Raw genomic sequence first — 18,058 nt, forward strand, 5'->3', positions numbered from 1 at the left:
CACCATGCGTGCCTGCTTTCTTCGCCAAGCCTGTTCCGTTGCCGCCCTCGCCGCCGCGGCAGCGTTCACGTCGGTCGCCAGCCCGTCGGCGCGTGCCGACGAGCTGAATGTCTACAACTGGTCCGACTACATCGCACCGGACACGATCCCGAACTTCCAGAAGCAGACGGGCATCCACGTCAAGTACGACAACTACGACAGCGACGATACGCTGCAGGCGAAGCTGCTTGCCGGCAGTTCGGGCTACGACATCGTCGTGCCGACGTCGAACTACATGGCCAAGCAGATCCAGGCCGGCGTGTACCAGAAGCTCGACAAGTCGAAGATCCCGAACCTCGCGAACCTCGACCCGCTGCTGATGAAGATGATCTCCGACGCCGATCCGGGCAACCAGTACGGCGTCCCCTGGGCCTACGGCACGGACGGCATCGGCTACAACGTGCAGGCAGTGAAGAAAGCGCTCGGCGACAACGCGCCCGTCGACAGCTGGGCACTGGTGTTCGATCCGGCCAACATGGCGAAGCTGAAGGGCTGCGGCGTATCGTTCCTCGACCAGGCCGTCGACGTGTTCGCCGCCACGCTGCAGTACATGGGCAAGGATCCGAACAGCAAGAACCCCGGCGACTACCAGGCTGCATTCGAAGTCCTGAAGAAAGTCCGCCCGTACATCACCCAGTTCAACTCGTCCGGCTACATCAACGACCTCGCGAACAACGACGTGTGCGTCGCGCTCGGCTGGTCGGGCGACATCGGCATCGCGCACCGCCGCTCGTCGGAAGCGAAGCGCTCGTACGACATCAAGTTCTCGAACCCGAAGGAAGGCGGTCTGCTGTGGTTCGACGTGATGGTGATCCCGAAGGATGCGCCGCACCCCGAGGCCGCGCTGAAGTGGATCAACTACGTCTCCGACGCGAAGGTCAACGCGGCGATCACCAACACGGTGTTCTACCCGACCGCGAACAAGGCCGCGCACCAGTTCGTCACGCCGGCCGTCGCGCAGGACCCGACCGTCTATCCGCCTGAAGACGTGCTGAAGAAGATGGTGCTGATGAAGCCGATGCCGGCCGACATCCTGCGCCTCGAGAACCGTCTGTGGGCGCAGCTGAAAACCGGCCACTGATCGCCGTGCATCACGGCGGCGCAGGCATCGCTCCACGCCTGCGCGCCTGAGATACGCGGACCTCCGTCCGCCCGCGCGCGCCGCGCGCACTGTTCCATCCGGCACGAGCCGTTGTCCGCGAGTCGCGTTGCGCGCCTCGTGCGGGGACGCTCACGCCTGCAATCCGTGAAGAACGAATGGTGACTCCCATGCAATCGATACCCTCTTCCGCTGCTGCACGACAGATTCAACCGGCCGCCGCGGCCCGTACGCAAAACGACGCCTTCGTACGCATCGAAAACGTCGTGAAGAAATTCGGCGACAGCACGGCCGTCGACAACGTGAACCTGACGATCGCGAAGAACGAATTGTTCGCACTGCTCGGCAGCTCGGGCTGCGGCAAGTCGACGCTGCTGCGCATGCTCGCCGGGCTGGAAACGGCGACCTCCGGCAAGATCTTCGTCGACGGCGAAGACCTCGCGTCGCTGCCGCCGTACCGCCGCCCGGTGAACATGATGTTCCAGTCGTACGCGCTGTTCCCGCACATGACGGTCGAATCGAACGTCGCGTTCGGCCTGAAGCAGGAAGGCACGCCGAAGAACGAGATCAAGGAGCGCGTGGCCGACGCGCTCGCGCTCGTGCAGATGAGCAAGTACGCGAAGCGCAAGCCGCACCAGCTTTCCGGCGGCCAGCAGCAGCGCGTCGCGCTCGCGCGCTCGCTGGTCAAGCGCCCGAAGCTGCTGCTGCTCGACGAGCCGATGTCCGCGCTCGACAAGAAGATCCGCCAGAAGACCCAGCTCGAACTCGTGAACATCATCGAGAAGGTCGACGTGACCTGCGTGATGGTCACGCACGACCAGGAAGAGGCGATGACGATGGCGAGCCGCCTCGCGGTGATGAGCGAAGGCAGGATCGTACAGATCGGCTCGCCCGGCGAAGTGTACGAATTCCCGAACAGCCGCTTCTCGGCCGAATTCATCGGCTCGACGAACCTGTTCGAAGGGCGTGTCGTCGAGGACGAGCCCGATCACATCTTCGTCGAAAGCGACGACCTGGAAGCACGCATGTACGTGAGCCACGGCGTGACCGGCCCGCTCGGGATGCCGGTCGGCATCTCGGTGCGCCCGGAGCGCGTGCACGTATCGCGCGACAAACCGGGTTCGAAGCACAACTGGGCGCGCGGCGTCGTCACCGATATCGCATACATGGGCAGCTACTCGCTGTATCACGTGCGCTTGCCGAGCGGCAAGACGGTCGTGTCGAATCTGTCGAGCTCGCACCTGATGACCGACAGTGCGCCCTCCTGGAACGACGACGTGTTCGTGTCGTGGTCGCCGGCCAGCGGCGTCGTGCTGACGCAATGAGGACGACACGATGAGAACCTCCGCTTCCACTCCGTCCGCGCCGGTGTCGACCTGCGCCGCGAGCACCAGCGCCGGCCGGTCGCGTCCGGGCCGCTTCGCCGCGCTGTCGCGCTTCCTGCCGTCGGGCCGCAGCGTCGCGATCGGCGTGCCGTTCCTGTGGCTCGCGGTCTTCTTCGCGCTGCCGTTCGTGCTGGTGCTGAAGATCAGCTTCGCCGATCAGGTGATGGGCATTCCGCCGTACACGTCGCTCGTCGAGTTCAAGGACGGCGTCGTGCACTTCGCGCTGCAGCTGTCGCACTATGCGTTCCTGCTGAAGGACGACCTGTACATCGCGACCTACCTCAGCTCGCTGAAGATGGCCGCCGTGTCGACGGTGCTGTGCCTGCTGATCGGTTATCCGATGGCGTACTACATCGCGCGCGCCGAGCCGAACCGGCGCAACGTGCTGATGATGGCCGTGATGCTGCCGTTCTGGACGTCGTTCCTGATCCGCGTTTACGCATGGATCGGCATCCTGAAGGATGACGGCCTGCTGAACCACACGCTGATCGCGCTCGGCATCATCCACACGCCGCTGCGGCTGTACCACAGCGATGCTGGCGTCTACATCGGGATGGTCTATTCGTACCTGCCGTTCATGGTGATGCCGCTGTACGCGCACCTCGTGAAGATGGACCTCACGCTGCTCGAAGCCGCGTACGACCTGGGTGCCAAACCGTGGGTCGCATTCACGCGGATCACGCTGCCGCTGTCGAAGAACGGGATCATCGCAGGCAGCCTGCTGGTGTTCATCCCGGCGGTCGGCGAGTACGTGATTCCGGAGCTGCTCGGCGGCGCCGACACGCTGATGATCGGCCGCGTGATGTGGGATGAATTCTTCAACAACATGGACTGGCCGATGGCGTCCGCGGTGACGGTCGCGATGGTGATGCTGCTGCTGGTGCCGATGGCGCTGTTCCAGTACTACCAGGTCAAGGAACTGGAGGACGCGAAATGATCAAGCCGAGCAAACCGCTGTCGACGGGCGTTCTCGCCTTCGGCTTCCTGTTCCTGTACATCCCGATCATCAGCCTGGTCGTGTACTCGTTCAACGAGTCGAAGCTGGTGACGGTGTGGTCGGGCTTCTCGCTGAAGTGGTACGCATCGCTGTGGCAGGACGACGAGCTGCTGAGCGCCGCGTGGCTGTCGCTGAAGATCGGCCTCTTGACGGCCACCGCGTCGGTCGTGATCGGCACGTGGGCAGGTTTCGTGCTCGCGCGCTTCGGCCGCTTCAGGGGCTTCACGCTGTACACGGGGATGATCAACGCGCCGCTGGTGATTCCGGAAGTGATCCAGGGCATCTCGCTGCTGCTGCTGTTCGTTGCGCTGGAGCAGATGTTCGGCTGGCCGAAGGGCCGCGGGATGGTGACGATCTGGATCGGCCACGTGATGCTGTGCGTGTCGTACGTGGCGATCATCGTGCAGTCGCGCGTGAAGGAGATGAACAAGTCGCTGGAAGAGGCCGCGCTCGATCTGGGTGCGACGCCGCTGAAAGTGTTCTTCGTGGTGACGCTGCCGCTGATCTCGCAGGCGCTGCTGTCGGGCTGGCTGCTGTCGTTCACGCTGTCGATCGACGACCTGGTGCTGTCGGCGTTCCTGTCGGGGCCGGGTTCGACGACGCTGCCGCTGGTGGTGTTCTCGCGCGTGCGGCTCGGGCTGAACCCGGAAATGAATGCACTGGCGACGCTGTTCATCACGGCCGTGACGATCGGCGTGATCGTCGTGAACCGGATGATGATCGCGCGCGAACGGCGCCGCGTGGCCGACATGAAGGCGGCGTTCGCGGTGGCGTGAGCCTCCCCTTTTCTTTTCATCGATAACAAGACCCGCGCGCCGCGCCCTGCGGCGCGCGAACCGATCGCACTTTGACTGGCGCACGACAAGGAGAATCCGCAATGAAGAAGAAACTGATCTGCCTGCTGGTGGCCGGCGCGTTGCCGGGCATCGCGCTGGCCGACTCGACATCCGCCGAGATCAAGGCGCTGCAGGCGCAGGTCGCGGCGCTGCAGAAACAGATGAAGGCCATGCAGGCGCAGCTCGCCGCGAAACCGGGCGGCGCCGCTGTCGCGCAAGCCGGTGCGAAGACCGGCGCGGCGCCGGTTGCGGCGGCCGTCGATCCGGGCTCGCCGGACTACGGCAAGGCGCAGGCCACACTGACCAACGACGAGGTCAGCGACATGAAGCAGCAGATCGCGAACCAGCAGCTGAAGGTCGACTCGCTGACCGACGCGGCCAGCACGGGCCCGCTCGCCGGCCTGTCGGTGACGGGCTACATCGATCCGACCTACATCTACAACCGCGCGGCCGGCACGTCGTCGTTCCTGTTCGCGAACCACGAGAACGCGTACAACTACTTCAACAGCACGTTCGGCGATCTCTACCTCGACATCAAGAAGACGTTCGGCGTCGGCCCGATGGCGCCGTCGGCCGAGATCACGCTGATGCCGAACCGCGGCAACGGCATCACGCTGCTGCAGAATTCGCGCGGCTCGATCACCGACAACCTGCTGAACACGGCGGTCATCAACGTGCCGATCACCGCCACCACGACGCTGGTCGCCGGCCTGATCCCGAGCTTCGGCGGCTACGAGGTGCAGCAGTCGAACCAGATGCTCACGCTCACGCACAACCTGCTGTACGATTTCTCGGATCCGGGCAGCTACGTCGGTGTCGGCGCGAACTACACGAAGGGCAACTGGGCGTGGAAGTTCTTCCTCGGCAACGAGCAGTACCGCACGTACGGTTCGGTCACGCAGACGGGCACCAACGCGCTCGGCGATCCGATCAGCACCAGCAACAAGGTGCCGACCTTCACCGCGCGCGCGGACTACACGTGGTCGAGCGCGCTCGATATCGGCGGGTCGTTCAACATCGGGCGGCAGACGCTGGCGAGCGCGATCGACGATCAGGGCGTCGTCCACTACGGCCCGGGCGGTGCGGCACCGAGCGCATACGGTTCGTTCTTCTTCGGCGAACTCGACGCGACCTACACGCTTGCCGATATTCAGTACAACGCCGAAGTCGACTACGGCCGGCAGCAGCATGCGGCGTTCAACGGCGGGCTCGCGCAGTGGTACGGCCTGTCGCTGCTCGCGCACCGCAAGTTCAACGCGCCGGTGGTCGGCCGCATGGGCGTGACGCTGCGCTACGACCTGCTCGCCAACACGAAGAACGGCGGCGGCGGCGGCGGTATCGCGCTGAACGGTCAAGGTATGGATACATCCAACGGCTTCGGCATCGATGCGGACTGCCTCGCGATGTCGAAGGCCGGTGGCGGCCTGGGCTTCGAGTGCAAGGGGGCCGTGCGCCAGGACGTCGCGCTCGACCTGCTGTTCTATCCGACCCAGCAGATCACCGTGAAGGTCGAATACCGGCACGACTGGGCGAACAACAAGGTGTTCCTGCGCAACGACGGTTCGTACGGCAAGTCCAACGACCTGCTCGCGACGCAGTTCATCTATTCGTTCTGACGCAGCACACGCGGGACGCCGTGCCGCGCGCACGGCGTCCCGCGCCGTTTTTGCCGGCCGGATCGAGGTGCGTCGCGCACCGTCCGCCGGTCGTAAAGAGGGAGTCGATTTGATGACGCAGTCTTTCACCCGCCGCGCCGATGCACTCGCGCGCGACTCGTACTACGAAGCGACGGTCACGCGGCCCGTGATCGACGATCCTTCGCTCGACGACACGATCGACGTCGACGTCTGCGTGATCGGCGCCGGCTTCGCGGGCCTGTCGACGGCGCTCGACTGCCGGGCGCGCGGGTTGTCGGTCGCCGTGATCGATGCGCACCGGCCCGGCTGGGGCGCATCGGGCCGCAACGGCGGCCAGGCGATCACCGGCTTCGCGAAGGACGAGGAGATCGAGCGGCAGCTCGGCACCGACGGCGCGCGCGCCGCGTGGGCGCTGTCGCTCGACGGCGTCGCGCTGATCGCCGAGCGGATCGCGCGCTACGGGATCGACTGCGACTTCACGCGCGGCTACCTGACGGTTGCGACGAAGCCGCGCCGCATCGACGACCTGCGCGCGTGGATGGACGCCGCGACGTCGCGCTGGGGCCATCCGTCGCTCGCGTGGCTCGACACCGGCGAGATCCGCGCGCGCATCGCGTCGACGCGTTACCTGGCCGGCGTGCACGATCCGCTGTCGGGCCACCTGCATCCGCTCAAGTATTGCCTGGGCCTCGCCGATGCCGCACGCCGCGAAGGCGTCGCGCTGTATGCGCACACGCCCGCGCTCGACATCGTGCGCGGTGCGCGGCCCGTCGTGCGCACGCCGTCGGGCGAGGTGCGCTGCCGCTACGTCGTGTCGTGCTGCAACGCGGGCCCCGGCGGCGTGCTGCCGGCCGCGACCGCCGCGCGCATCGCGCCGATCGCGTCGTACATCATCGCGACCGAGCCGCTCGGCCAGACACGCGCCGACGCACTGATCGCGCGGCGCGAAGCCGTGTGCGACAACAACTTCTTCCTCGACTATTTCCGGCTGTCGGCCGACCACCGGATGCTGTTCGGCGGCCGTGCGAATTCGGCCGGCGCGTCGCCCGCGACGCTCGCCGAAACGATCCGGCAACGGATGGTCGGCGTGTTCCCGCAGCTCGGCGACGTGCGCGTCGACCACGCGTGGGGCGGCTTCGTCGACGTCACGCGCAACCGCGCGCCGGATTTCGGCGCGCTCGATCCGAACTTCTACTACGTGCAGGGTTTCAGCGGGCACGGCGTCGCGCTCACCGGCATCGCCGGACGCGCGGTCGCCGGCGCGATCGCGGGCGACACGCGCGCGTTCGACCTGTTCGCGCGCATACGCCACCGGCGCTTCCCCGGCGGAGACGCATGGCGGCAGCCCGCGCTCGAACTCGGGATGCTGTACCACCGCGTGCGCGAGCTGTTCTGAGCCCTCTTTCTCCGTTCTCCTGATCATGCAGATTTTCGCCAACCAGCCGCACGTCGCGTCCTACTACGCGGCGACCGCCAACGATACGACCCGCCACGCGCCGCTCGCCGGCACGACCGACGCCGACGTGTGCGTGATCGGCGCGGGCCTCACGGGCCTGTCCGCCGCGCTCAACCTCGCCGAGCGCGGCCACTCGGTGACCGTGCTCGAAGCGTCGCGGGTCGGATGGGCGGCGAGCGGCCGCAACGGCGGCCAGTTGATCGGCGGCTTTGCATGCGACATCGACACGTTCGGGCAATTCATGCCGGAAGGCGACGTGAAGCGCATCTGGGACATGGGGCTCGAAACGCTGTCGCTCGTGAAGTCGCGCATCGCGCAGCACGACATCGACTGCGCGCTGATGCCCGGCTACCTGACCGCCGCGAACACCGGGCGCGACGCCGATGCGCTGAAGCGCTGGCGCGACGACGCCGCGAAGCGCTTCGGCTACGACCGCTTCCATTTCGTCGAAGCCGACGAACTCGGCGACTACGTGCAGTCCGCCCGCTATTGCGGCGGCCTGTACGACCCGGACAGCGGCCACCTGCATCCGCTCAACTACACGCTCGGCCTCGCCCGTGCGGCGACCGGCGCAGGCGTGCGCATCCACGAGGACAGTTGTGTGACGCGCGTGCGCGACGTCGCGGGCGGCCACGTCGTCGAGACGAGCGGCGGCAACGTTCGCGCGCGTTTCGTCGTGCTCGCATGCAATACCTACGTCGGCACGCTCGCGCCCGCGCTGTCGAAGAAGATCATGCCGGTCGGCACCTACGTGATCGCAACGGAACCGCTCGGCGAAGCGCGCGCCGCCGCACTGATGCCCGCGCGCGCGGCGATCTGCGACAGCCGCTTCGTGCTCGACTATTTCCGGCCGGCACCCGACACGCGGCTCGTGTGGGGCGGCAAGGTCAGCTATTCGACACGAGAGCCGCGCGATCTCGCGGCCGCGATGCGCGCGGACATGCTGAAGACGTTCCCGCAGCTCGCGGACGTAAAGGTCGACTACGCATGGGGCGGCTTCGTCGACATCACGATGAACCGCGCACCGCACTTCGGCCGCGTCGCGCCGACGATGTACTTCGCGCAGGGATTTTCGGGGCACGGCGTGAACACGACCGCGCTCGCGGGCAAGCTGATCGCCGAGGCGATCGACGGACAGGCGAGCCGCTTCGACCTGTTCGGCAAGATCCGGCATCGCGACTTCCCCGGCGGCGCGGCACTGCGCACGCCGGCGCTGGTGCTCGCGATGAGCTGGTACCGGCTGCTCGACGCGTTCGGCGTGCATTGAGCCGCTGCGCGGCGCCGGCCGCTTTTCGCATTTTTCCGGCCGCATCGACGCAAAACGGCCGCGCACGTTACGTGCGCGGCCGCTTCGTTTCCGTGCCCCTATGCAGCGGGCAGCCTGCGTCGATCAGTCGGTGCCGTACTTCGGCGAATGCGGCCCATACAGCAACCCGTTCGGCGGCCCGGCCGACAACAGCCGGTTGCTCGTGAACGCGGCGATGTCGTGACTCTGATCCATCAGCGTGTTCGCGATCTGCTTGACCGCGGCCACCACGAGCATGCCGATCAGGCCGCCGCCGCCGTTGTTGCCGCCCTCGTCGCTGCTCGCGCTCGCCCGGCCCTGCCACAGCACGTCGCCCGTGCGCAGGTCGACGAGCTTCGCCGACGCGGACACGACCGTTGCGCTCGCGAGAATCCGGTACACGGTGCCGTACTGCGAGACCTTCGAATACAGCGCGGCGTCCGCACCGAAGATCTCGCGCAGCTTCGCGGGCGGCGTTCCCTGGATCTCGGCCGCGTTGGTCAGGCCGTTCTGCTTGAACGTCTCGTCCATCACCGCGACCGGCACCACGTAATAGCCGGACTCGGCGAGCGGCAGCGTCATTTGCGACAGCACCCCGTAGGTGGCCGCGACGTCGGAGGTCTCGTTGATCGGCGGCAGCACGAGGATCGAGCGCGGCTGGCTCTTCTTGAACGCCGTGTAGTCGGGTCGTTTCACCGGCTGTGCGCACGCGCTCAGCAGCGCGACGATCGACAGCACGGACATCAGCTTGAATGAGAGTGTCTTGAACATGGCGGGCACGTCACTGTTTGGCGGAATTCGAATCGGCGTTCTTCTGGCCGGCGATCGTCTGGCCGGCGGCGCTCTGCCCGGCAGCCTTCTGATCCGCGGGCTTCGCTGCGCCGGCTTTCTTCTTCAGCAGGAAATCCATGAAGGTCGACGATTCCGGGAACAGCTGCTTCTCGGCCTGCAGTTCCTGCTCGGCCTGCTGCTCGTTGCCGACGCTCGCGTACAGCATCCCGAGATGCGCATGGAAGCCCGGCGGCGGCGTATGGCCCTTGCCGCGGATGTCCTGCAACGCCTTTTCAAGCGCGTCGATCTGCTCCTGCGGCGACTTCTGCCCCTTGAAGTATTCGTACACTTGCGGCTGGTAGCCCGTCCACTGATAGAGCGGCGGCGTGGAGCTCGCGCAGCCGGCGAGCAGCAATGCGGCGGCCGTCGCCGGCAGCCAGTTACCCCGTTTCATGGTCTTTTCTCTTTGATGTCGTGGTGAATCGATCGCATGCGGCGCCGGCCCCGGCGCCTGCAGCGCTTACTTCGCGGTCTTCAGCGCACCGGCGTCGACCTGTTCGGCGAGATGGTTCACGGCCTCCTGGATCGCGAGGTCGAGCACCTTGCCGTTGAGCGTCGAGTCGTAGCCGGCCGTGCCGCCGAAGCCGATCACCTCGCGGTTCGACAGGCTGAACTCGCCCGCGCCCTGGCTCGACGCGACGACTTCCGACGTCGTCGTGTCGACGATGTTCAGGTTGACCTTCGCGTACGCGACCTGCGTCTTGCCGCGGCCGAGGATGCCGAACAGCTGGTGATCGCCGACGTCCTTGCGGCCGAATTCGGTCACGTCGCCCGTCACCACGTAGTTCGCGCCCTTCACCGCCTGCGCCTTCTTCATGAAGCCGGCTTCCTGCTTGATCTCGTCGAGGTTCTCGCGATCGAGCACGTTGAAGCGCCGGCTCTGCTGCAGGCGCGTGACGAGAATTGTCTTCGCCTGTCCGCCGAGGCGGTCGATGCCGTCGGAGAAGATGCCGCGCATGTAGCTCGAGCGGTTGTCGAACTTGCCGACCGCGATCGCAACGGGCTTGCCCGCATAAGGCTTCTGCGCGCTGCTCACGGCCGGCACGTCGAGCGTGCGCGACGATTCGGTCGCGCAGCCGGACAGCGCTGCGACAACCGCTGCCGCCACGAGTACGGTGCGTCGTGTCTGGATTTTCACTGCTGGTCTCCTTGCGTGGAAAGATTGCCCGGAGCGGGCGTGTCGGTGCGGACGTGCGCGCATCGATGCGACGCACGCGCGGCCTGATTCATCGCCGGACTGGCGACTACGACATTCGAAGGAAAGGTGCGCGCAACAGGCGTGTTGCGGCGAAAAGCGGAAAGGCGGCAGAACACGCGACATGCGCGTGCGCGCCCGTTACCCCGTTATTGCGGATGCTGCGCTGTTGATCGCGCATGATACGGCCCCCCGTATGGTTTTGCGCGATGATACCAAACGTGTTTATCGAGACGGAACGTCTTTTAGACAATTGAAGAAATTTTGTGTGGCGGCGGCACGGCGGCGGCGATCGCCCGGAATCGACCCTGGACGAACCCGGTCGCCGCGCTAGTCGGCCACCTTCTGCCGCATCGTCACGAATTCCTCGGCCGCGGTCGGATGGATGCCGATCGTGTCGTCGAACTGCGCCTTCGTCGCGCCCGCGCGAATCGCGATCGCGATCCCCTGGATGATCTCGCCCGCATCGCGGCCGACCATGTGCGCGCCGATCACGCGCTGGCTGTCGCGCGCGACGACGAGCTTCATCAGCGTGCGCTCGTCGCGGCCCGACAGCGTGTGGCGCAGCGCCTTGAACGACGTGCGGTAGATGTCGACGTCGCCGTACGCGCGACGCGCATCGGCCTCGGTCAGGCCGACCGTCGCGACCTCGGGCTGGCTGAACACGGCCGACGGCACCCATTCGTGATCGGCCGCGACGCGCGCCCCGCCGAACAGCGTGCGCGCGAGCAGCCCGCCGTCGCGCGTCGCCACCGGCGTGAGCTGCGGCCGCGACGTGACGTCGCCGATCGCATGGATCGACGCGACCGACGTCGCCGAATACGCATCGACCGCAATCGCGCCGCGTGCGTCGAGCATCACGCCCGCCTGCTCGAGCCCGAGCCCGTCGACATTCGGCACGCGTCCGGTCGCATAAAGCACCGCGTCGTACGGCCCGTGCTGCGCGTCGCCGACGCGCACGCTCAGCGTGCCGTCGTCCGCGCGGGAAATCGATTCGACCACCGTGCGCGCGTGGATCGCGACGCCCTGCTTCGTCATCTCGTCGGTCAGGAATTGACGCACGTCGTCGTCGAAGCTGCGCAGGATCTTCTCGCCGCGATAGAACAGGTCGACGTGACTGCCGAAGCCGTTGAAGATGCCCGCGAACTCGACCGCGATATAACCGCCGCCGACTACCGCGATGCGCGTGGGGCACGTCTCGAGCGACAGCGCCTCGCGCGACGTGATCGCGTGTTCGATGCCGGGCCGATGCGGCAGCGACGGACGCGAGCCGGTCGCGATCGCGATGTGGCGCGCTCGGATCGTGCGTTCGCCGATCGCGACGGTATGCGCATCGACGAGCGTCGCGCGCCCCGCGTGCATCTCGACGCCCGATTGCCGCAGCAGGTTGATGTAGATGTCGCTCAGCCGATTGATCTCGCGATCCTTCGCGGCGATCAGCGCGGGCCAGTCGAGCGTGCCGGCGCCGAAGGTCCAGCCGAAGCCCTTCGCGTCCTCGACTTCGTGCGGGTAGTGCGATGCGTAGACGAGCAGTTTCTTCGGAATGCAGCCGCGCAGCACGCAGGTGCCGCCGATCTGCTCTTGTTCCGCTATGCCGACGCGCGCGCCGTATGACGCCGACATCCGTGCGAGCCTCACGCCGCCCGAGCCGGCCCCGATGACGAACAGGTCGTAGTCGAAATCCATCGCATTGCCTCATCGCAGTTCGGATGACGGCACGATAGCAAGATTCCGGAATTCTTGCGGCGCACGGCACGACCCGGCGCGCGTCCAACAAAAAACGGCGAGAAGCGTCGCCTCTCGCCGGTCAAACCAGCTGCCGGGTGTGCCATGCGTCACCGATCGACCACATGCCCGGCCTGCCGGCCGCGCGGCACCGGTCCGCCCGGGCGCGCGAGGAGCGCGCCAGCGGCCGAACCGGCCGCCATGCTCATGCCTGCGACGTGTCGCTGCCGTCCGTCGCCTGCGTATCGTCTGCCGCCTGTTCGGGCTGCTCTTCCTTCTTCTCGAGCATGCCCTCGATCGCTTCGGCGCCCTTGAAGCCGGCAACGGCCGCTGCCGCCTTGGTCAGCAGGCCCGCATCCGGATCCAGCTTTTCCGCGGCTTCGACTGCCGCCACTGCACCGGCGATTTCGCCCACGGTGTTCAGGATACCCATCGTCATCCCCTTTCAAGAAATCGTGAGGCCGATCGTCCCACGAAAAAAACCGGCAGACCGTGTCTGTCATCACCGGATACACAAGTTACGCACCAGGCCGGCCGCGCTCGGCGAGCGCCACCGGAACGACGCACGCGCATGCACGACGGCACGCGGCGGGCGATGCACGCAGCGTAGCGGAAAGCCTTCGCGCGTACTGTAAAAGTATGTTCTGGAATGCCGACGGATCGCTTACGGCGCGGGGAATCCGTGATGAAGCGATTGCCGAATAGTCGTGTGCGCTGATGAATGCCGCATGACAAAAAAAAGAGGCTCCTTGCGGAGCCTCTTCGATGCGTGCCGGACGCATGCCGGCGCGTGCGTTCCGACGTTCGTCAGAAGATATTGCGCAGGCCGATCGCGATGCCCGTCTGGTTGCTGCGGCCCGGCAGCTCGACGTTCGCCGCGCCGTTCGTCTTGTTGAAGTCGACGGTGCCGTAGATTTCGGTGCGCTTGCTCAGCGCGTACTCGGCGATGCCGACGATCGCGTAGCGGTTGCCGCTCGCGAGCGTGCCGTTCGCGGTCATCGCATTGCGCATGTGGTCGTAGTAGAACGCGCCCGTCAGCGTCAGCGGCGTGCTGACCTGCCAGCTCACGCCCGCGAACGGACCGTCGTCGATCCGGCCCGTGCCCTTCGCGACCGGAATCGTCTGCTGCGCGAGCAGGCTGTCGACGAAGCCGGTGTCGTCCTTCGAGCGCAGGTAGCCCGCGTAGACCTTCGCCTTGCTGAACGCGTACACGACGTTCGCGTGGTAGATGGTCTGCTTGCGCGCCGAGTTGTCGCTGTTCTGCTGCGCGCCGGCCGCGATGCTGAGCGGGCCCATCACGTACGACAGCGACACGCCCCACGCATTACCCTTGCCGAGCGAACCCGGAATCTGGCCCGAGAAGCCGCCGGCGCCGGTCGATTCGTAGTTGGTGCCCGTCGAGTACATCGCCTTCGCGGTCAGGCCCGCGAACTTGCCCGTGTACTTGATCTGGTTGTCCGCATACAGGCCGCCGCCGAGTGCGACCGGCAGCCATGCATTTTCGAGGTAGTTGCCGACCGTCAGCGGATCGTAGGTATCCGACAGCAGATCGAACAGCGGCGTCTTCTGGCGGCCGAGGGTCACCGTGCCGTACGGGCTCTGCAGGCCGACGTATGCCGCACGGTTGAACAGGCGGCCGCTGTCGGCAAATGCGCCGTTCTGCAGGTTCACGCCGCTTTCGAGGTTGAACACGGCCTTCAGGCCGCTGCCGAGGTCCTCGGTGCCGTAGATGCCGAAGCGGCTGTTGGTGATCGCGCCGTTGGACATCGACAGCAGTCCGTCATTCTTGGCGTTCGCGTTGGTCAGGTAGCGGACGCTGACGTCGGCGACGCCCCAGAGCGTGACCGAGCTTTGTGCGGCCGCGTACTGGCTGGCGAATGCGAGCGCGGCGCCCCCTGCGATGACTGCGAGTCGGGTGGTCTGCTTCATGAGCTTTCCTTTTTGTAGGTGTCTCCGTTCATTGCCGGCCGCGTGCGCAGCCGGGTGGCGATCGCACACGTTTTTGGCGCGCGCGATGTGGCTTGAATCATATGACGACTGCAATCTCTGAAAGAAATTGAAACGCGCGGTAATCGCGTGACTGTCGCCCGGGAACAACGTTTCCCGCGCCGCGCCGCGCCGCGCCGCGCCGGGCATGCGTCGCGCGGCGGCGGGACGGGTCGCGACGGTGTCGGCGTGTGCGCGCGGTACTGTAAGGATCGACGAGGGTGCGGCGCGGTAAAGGGGCGTGTCGCGGCGGGCCGGTTGGTGTGGTCGATGCAACCGGAATGTGTCGCGAACGCCTGCAGCGGGCGCGGCCGGTGCAACCGGCCCGCGTTCGGGTGCGCCGGCGGATCGGTGGATCGGTGGATCGGCGTGTTGATGAAGCGGCGACGCGGTAAATCCGGAACGCGGCACCAACGGCTGCCGGGTGATGCACGCCGTCAGGCCGTCTGCGCCGCTCCGTCTTCGTCGCGACCACCATCGCCGTTCCCCGCGCGACGCCACGCGCGCCGCACGATCTCCGCGAACGCGCCCGCAAGCAGCAGCACGGCGCCCCACAGCGCGACGTCCGGCGCAAGCCGCGTCACGAGGCCGCCGGCCACCGCGCCGGCCAGGAAGCAGAAGCTGATCGTCGCGAGCAGCGCCGAGTCGTGCAGCGCACCCGCGTCATAGCGCGGGATCAACCCGACGAACAGCTTCTGCGCGGCACGCCGCAGGTTGCCGGTCGTCATCACCGACGTGTACGACAGTTCCTCGAGATGGGTGAACGACAGCGTCTGCAGCGTCGCGACGAACGAGATGCCCGGAATCAGCCACGCGCTCGCCGCGCCGACGAGGCCGCTCGCGGCGACGCCGAGAAACGCGATCTCGACGATCAGGCTCGCGAACGCTGTGTGCCGCATCCAGCCGCGCTGCGCGGCGAGACCGAGCAGGTGCGCGACGAATACCGCGATCACGAAGCCGACGAGCGGCGGCACGTGATGCAGCGCGGCGGCCCATTCGCCGGCCGACAGGTTGATGCCTAACAGCGCGACGTTGCCGGTCATCGTGTTCGCGAACACGTGGCCGTGGCCGACATACGTGTATGCGTCGAGGTAGCCGCCGGACAGCGTCAGCAACGCGGCGACGGTGAGATTGCGGCTGGCGCCGTCGAGATCCATCGATCCTCCCGTGAATATTCGCGCCAGTATGCGGGACGGGAGATGGCTTGTCCTTCGTTCACTGCCCGAAGCCCGTGAGCCCGATCAGCGCGCCGCCCGCGAGCAGCCACAGCGGATGGATGCGCGTGCGCCACGCGAGCAGCGCGCATGCGGCCGTGATGCCCCACTGGATCGCCGTGCGGTTCGACGCGTCGGAGATCAGCACCGCGCTCGCCGCGACGAGCCCGGCCGTGACGGGCATCATCCCCTGCTGCACGTAGCGGCGCCACGGCCGGTCGCGAAAGCGCTCCCATGCATGCAGCGCAAGCACCGTAACGATCGACGACGGCCCGAACTTCGCGAGCGACGCGACGAGCAGCCCGGCCCAGCCGGCCACGTGCCAGCCGACCAGCGACACGATCATCATGTTCGGCCCGGGCGCCGCCTGGGCCAGCGCGAACAGCGCGGTGAACTCGTGCGCGCTCATCCAGTGATGCACGTCGACGACCTGCCGCTGCATCTCCGGCAGGATCGTATTGCCGCCGCCGAACGCGAGCAGCGACAGCTGGCTGAAGATCGTCGCGATCGCGACGAGCGTGTCGTTCATGGCCGGCCTCCGGGCTGCGCGTCGCGCGCGGCCGCCTGCGCCGGCTGCGGCGTGCCCGCATCGCGGCGCCGCGACGCGAGCCAGACGCTGACGGGCGTCAGCACGAGCATCGTGGTCAGCAGCGGAATGCGCAGCACCGCGATCGCGACGAACGCGAGCGCCGCGATGCCGGCCGCCGCGCGCGCGTGCCGCAGCGGCTTCGCGACCTTCACGGCCATCGCGACGAGCAGCCCGGCGGCCGCGGCGGCGAGCCCCGCGAACAGGTGCTGCACATGCGGATCGTTCTGCGTCTTCGCATACAGCACGCCGAGCGCGACGACGACGAGCGTCGGGCCCGCGATCAGCCCGAGAATGCCCGCGAACGCGCCGGCGATGCCGCGAAAGCGCATGCCGACGGCGACCGACAGGTTGATCACGTTGCCGCCCGGCAGGAACTGGCACAGACCGAGCAGATCGGTGAATTCGTCGGCGGACAGCCACTTGCGCTCGTCGACGATCGTGCGCCGCGCAAACGGCAGCGCGCCGCCGAACGACATGAGGCCGAGCGACAGGAAGCCGGTGAACAGCTCGGCGAGACCAACGCTGCGAGGTGACGCGGCAGGTTGCGGGGAAACGGATTGCATGGGGCTCCTCATCAAACGGTCAGCCGAGGTTACCGCCGTTCAGGATCCCGGCAAAACGATTTTATCGGCGCGCCCTTGTGATCTAGAATCACAAGCATGGCACGCGATCTCCCGCCCTTTTCCGCGCTTCGGGCCTTTGAAGCCGCGGCACGACATGAAAGCTTCAGCGCCGCCGGCGACGAGCTACATGTGACTCACGGTGCCATCAGCCGGCAGATCGCCGCGTTCGAGGCGTGGCTCGGCAAGCCGGTGTTCCACCGCTACGGCAAGCGCGTGAAGCTGACCGACGAAGGCCGTCGTTACCTGGACACCGTGCGTGCGGCGTTCGACAGCATCGCGCACGCGACCGAGCAGTTGCGCAACACGGGTGCCGCGCGCGTGCTGCGCATCAATGCGCTGCCGACCTTCGCGATGAAATGGCTGCTGCCGCGCCTGTCGCGGTTCCAGCGCGACGTGCCGAACGTCGAACTGAAGCTGTCGACGTCGAACGCGCCGCTCGATGCGCTCGACGGCTTCGATGTCGCGATCCGCCGCGGCCCCGGCCACTGGCCGAACTGCACGAACGGCCACTTCCTCGACGAAAGCGTGATTCCGGTCTGCAGCCCGGCGCTGCTCAAACGCGCGCCGATCGCGCGCGCGGACGACCTCGCGCGGCACGTGCTGCTGCATTCGGATACGCGGCCGGAAGGCTGGCGCGACTGGTTCGCGGCGGCCGGCGTCGCGATGAAGGGGCGCAAGCGGCAGTCGTTCGACCACTTCTACCTGGCGCTGCAGGCGGCCGTCGACGGGCTCGGCGTCGCGCTCGGCCCGCTGCCGCTGATCGACGACGAGCTCGCGAGCGGCCGGCTCGTGATGCCGCTGCCGGGGCCGCGCATCGCGACGCGCAGCTACTGGTGGATCACGCCGCGCGCCGGCCGACGATCCGCTCGTCGCGCAGTTCTGCGCGTGGCTGGAAGCGCAGTCGAATGTGAACGCATGACGCGCCGCGCACCCGACGCCTGATCGAAACGGCAGCGATGCGCCGCCGCCCCTCCCCGCACGCGTTGCAAGACTGAAACCGTTCCGCATGCGGCGCGTCCGTTTCTCCTGCGGAATCGCCGTCGCGCCGCACCTGCGATCCCCCGTCGGTCCGGCCGTTCCGCACCAGGCCCGGCGCACCGCCGACCGGCTCCGCCGCCGCAGGTTTCACGCCTGAAACATTGCCGCCTCCGACCCATTGCA

At 67.0% G+C, this 18,058-nt stretch carries 16 protein-coding genes and 1 pseudogene; 8 read left to right on the forward strand and 9 right to left on the reverse strand.

Features of this window, described 5'->3' with window-relative positions:
* Positions 1 to 4: 4 nt before the first annotated feature.
* The 7 genes from MRS60_RS15960 (at position 5) to MRS60_RS15990 (ending at position 8,716) form a co-directional block, all read left to right on the forward strand.
* On the forward strand, positions 5 to 1,120 hold the full coding sequence (locus tag MRS60_RS15960) for a polyamine ABC transporter substrate-binding protein (protein WP_034179240.1): 1,116 nt from the start codon (positions 5 to 7) through the stop codon (positions 1,118 to 1,120).
* 188 nt (positions 1,121 to 1,308) lie between these two features.
* Complete coding sequence (locus MRS60_RS15965) at positions 1,309 to 2,463, forward strand: ABC transporter ATP-binding protein (protein ID WP_034179241.1); 1,155 nt, start codon at positions 1,309 to 1,311, stop codon at positions 2,461 to 2,463.
* Between the two features lie 10 nt (positions 2,464 to 2,473).
* Positions 2,474 to 3,460, forward strand: coding sequence for an ABC transporter permease subunit (locus tag MRS60_RS15970; RefSeq protein WP_243564981.1), 987 nt, complete (start codon positions 2,474 to 2,476; stop codon positions 3,458 to 3,460).
* Entirely contained in the window at positions 3,457 to 4,296 is an 840-nt protein-coding gene (locus MRS60_RS15975) for an ABC transporter permease subunit (RefSeq protein WP_034179243.1), read from the forward strand. The genes MRS60_RS15970 and MRS60_RS15975 overlap by 4 nt, the downstream gene beginning before the upstream one ends.
* Before the next feature lie 101 nt (positions 4,297 to 4,397).
* Complete coding sequence (locus MRS60_RS15980; RefSeq protein WP_034179244.1) at positions 4,398 to 5,972, forward strand: DUF3138 family protein; 1,575 nt, start codon at positions 4,398 to 4,400, stop codon at positions 5,970 to 5,972.
* Between the two features lie 112 nt (positions 5,973 to 6,084).
* Positions 6,085 to 7,389: an NAD(P)/FAD-dependent oxidoreductase gene (locus tag MRS60_RS15985; protein WP_243564982.1), complete on the forward strand. Its 1,305-nt coding sequence runs from the start codon at positions 6,085 to 6,087 to the stop codon at positions 7,387 to 7,389.
* A 25-nt stretch (positions 7,390 to 7,414) separates the two neighbouring features.
* Positions 7,415 to 8,716 carry an NAD(P)/FAD-dependent oxidoreductase gene (locus tag MRS60_RS15990; RefSeq protein WP_243564983.1) on the forward strand — a complete coding sequence of 434 codons (1,302 nt, stop codon included), beginning with the start codon at positions 7,415 to 7,417 and terminating at the stop codon, positions 8,714 to 8,716.
* A 123-nt stretch (positions 8,717 to 8,839) separates the two neighbouring features.
* Here the strand turns inward: MRS60_RS15990 and MRS60_RS15995 are convergent, their stop codons facing one another.
* The 9 genes from MRS60_RS15995 to MRS60_RS16035 form a co-directional block, all read right to left on the reverse strand.
* Positions 8,840 to 9,505, reverse strand: a complete 666-nt coding sequence (locus MRS60_RS15995) for a DUF799 domain-containing protein (protein WP_034179247.1) — start codon at positions 9,503 to 9,505, stop codon at positions 8,840 to 8,842.
* Positions 9,506 to 9,515: 10 nt separating this feature from the next.
* Positions 9,516 to 9,959, reverse strand: a complete 444-nt coding sequence (locus MRS60_RS16000) for a DUF4810 domain-containing protein (protein ID WP_034179248.1) — start codon at positions 9,957 to 9,959, stop codon at positions 9,516 to 9,518.
* A 66-nt stretch (positions 9,960 to 10,025) separates the two neighbouring features.
* Positions 10,026 to 10,697, reverse strand: a complete 672-nt coding sequence (locus MRS60_RS16005; RefSeq protein ID WP_200882387.1) for a CsgG/HfaB family protein — start codon at positions 10,695 to 10,697, stop codon at positions 10,026 to 10,028.
* Between the two features lie 393 nt (positions 10,698 to 11,090).
* Positions 11,091 to 12,446, reverse strand: a complete 1,356-nt coding sequence (gor, locus tag MRS60_RS16010; protein WP_243564984.1) for a glutathione-disulfide reductase — start codon at positions 12,444 to 12,446, stop codon at positions 11,091 to 11,093.
* Positions 12,447 to 12,690: 244 nt separating this feature from the next.
* Complete coding sequence (locus tag MRS60_RS16015; RefSeq protein WP_034179450.1) at positions 12,691 to 12,918, reverse strand: hypothetical protein; 228 nt, start codon at positions 12,916 to 12,918, stop codon at positions 12,691 to 12,693.
* A 374-nt stretch (positions 12,919 to 13,292) separates the two neighbouring features.
* Positions 13,293 to 14,414 carry a porin gene (locus MRS60_RS16020; RefSeq protein ID WP_034179251.1) on the reverse strand — a complete coding sequence of 374 codons (1,122 nt, stop codon included), beginning with the start codon at positions 14,412 to 14,414 and terminating at the stop codon, positions 13,293 to 13,295.
* A gap of 494 nt (positions 14,415 to 14,908) precedes the next feature.
* Positions 14,909 to 15,628: a YoaK family protein gene (locus MRS60_RS16025; RefSeq protein ID WP_243564985.1), complete on the reverse strand. Its 720-nt coding sequence runs from the start codon at positions 15,626 to 15,628 to the stop codon at positions 14,909 to 14,911.
* 58 nt (positions 15,629 to 15,686) lie between these two features.
* On the reverse strand, positions 15,687 to 16,214 hold the full coding sequence (locus MRS60_RS16030; protein ID WP_034179253.1) for a chromate transporter: 528 nt from the start codon (positions 16,212 to 16,214) through the stop codon (positions 15,687 to 15,689).
* Positions 16,211 to 16,837 carry a chromate transporter gene (locus tag MRS60_RS16035; RefSeq protein WP_034179254.1) on the reverse strand — a complete coding sequence of 209 codons (627 nt, stop codon included), beginning with the start codon at positions 16,835 to 16,837 and terminating at the stop codon, positions 16,211 to 16,213. Before MRS60_RS16035 ends, MRS60_RS16030 begins: the two co-directional genes overlap by 4 nt.
* A gap of 96 nt (positions 16,838 to 16,933) precedes the next feature.
* Between MRS60_RS16035 and MRS60_RS16040 the strand changes: the two are divergent.
* Positions 16,934 to 17,816 (forward strand): annotated as a pseudogene (locus MRS60_RS16040) (transcriptional regulator GcvA).
* The last annotated feature ends 242 nt before the right edge of the window (positions 17,817 to 18,058 follow it).

This window comes from Burkholderia pyrrocinia (assembly GCF_022809715.1).
GTDB lineage: Bacteria > Pseudomonadota > Gammaproteobacteria > Burkholderiales > Burkholderiaceae > Burkholderia > Burkholderia pyrrocinia_C.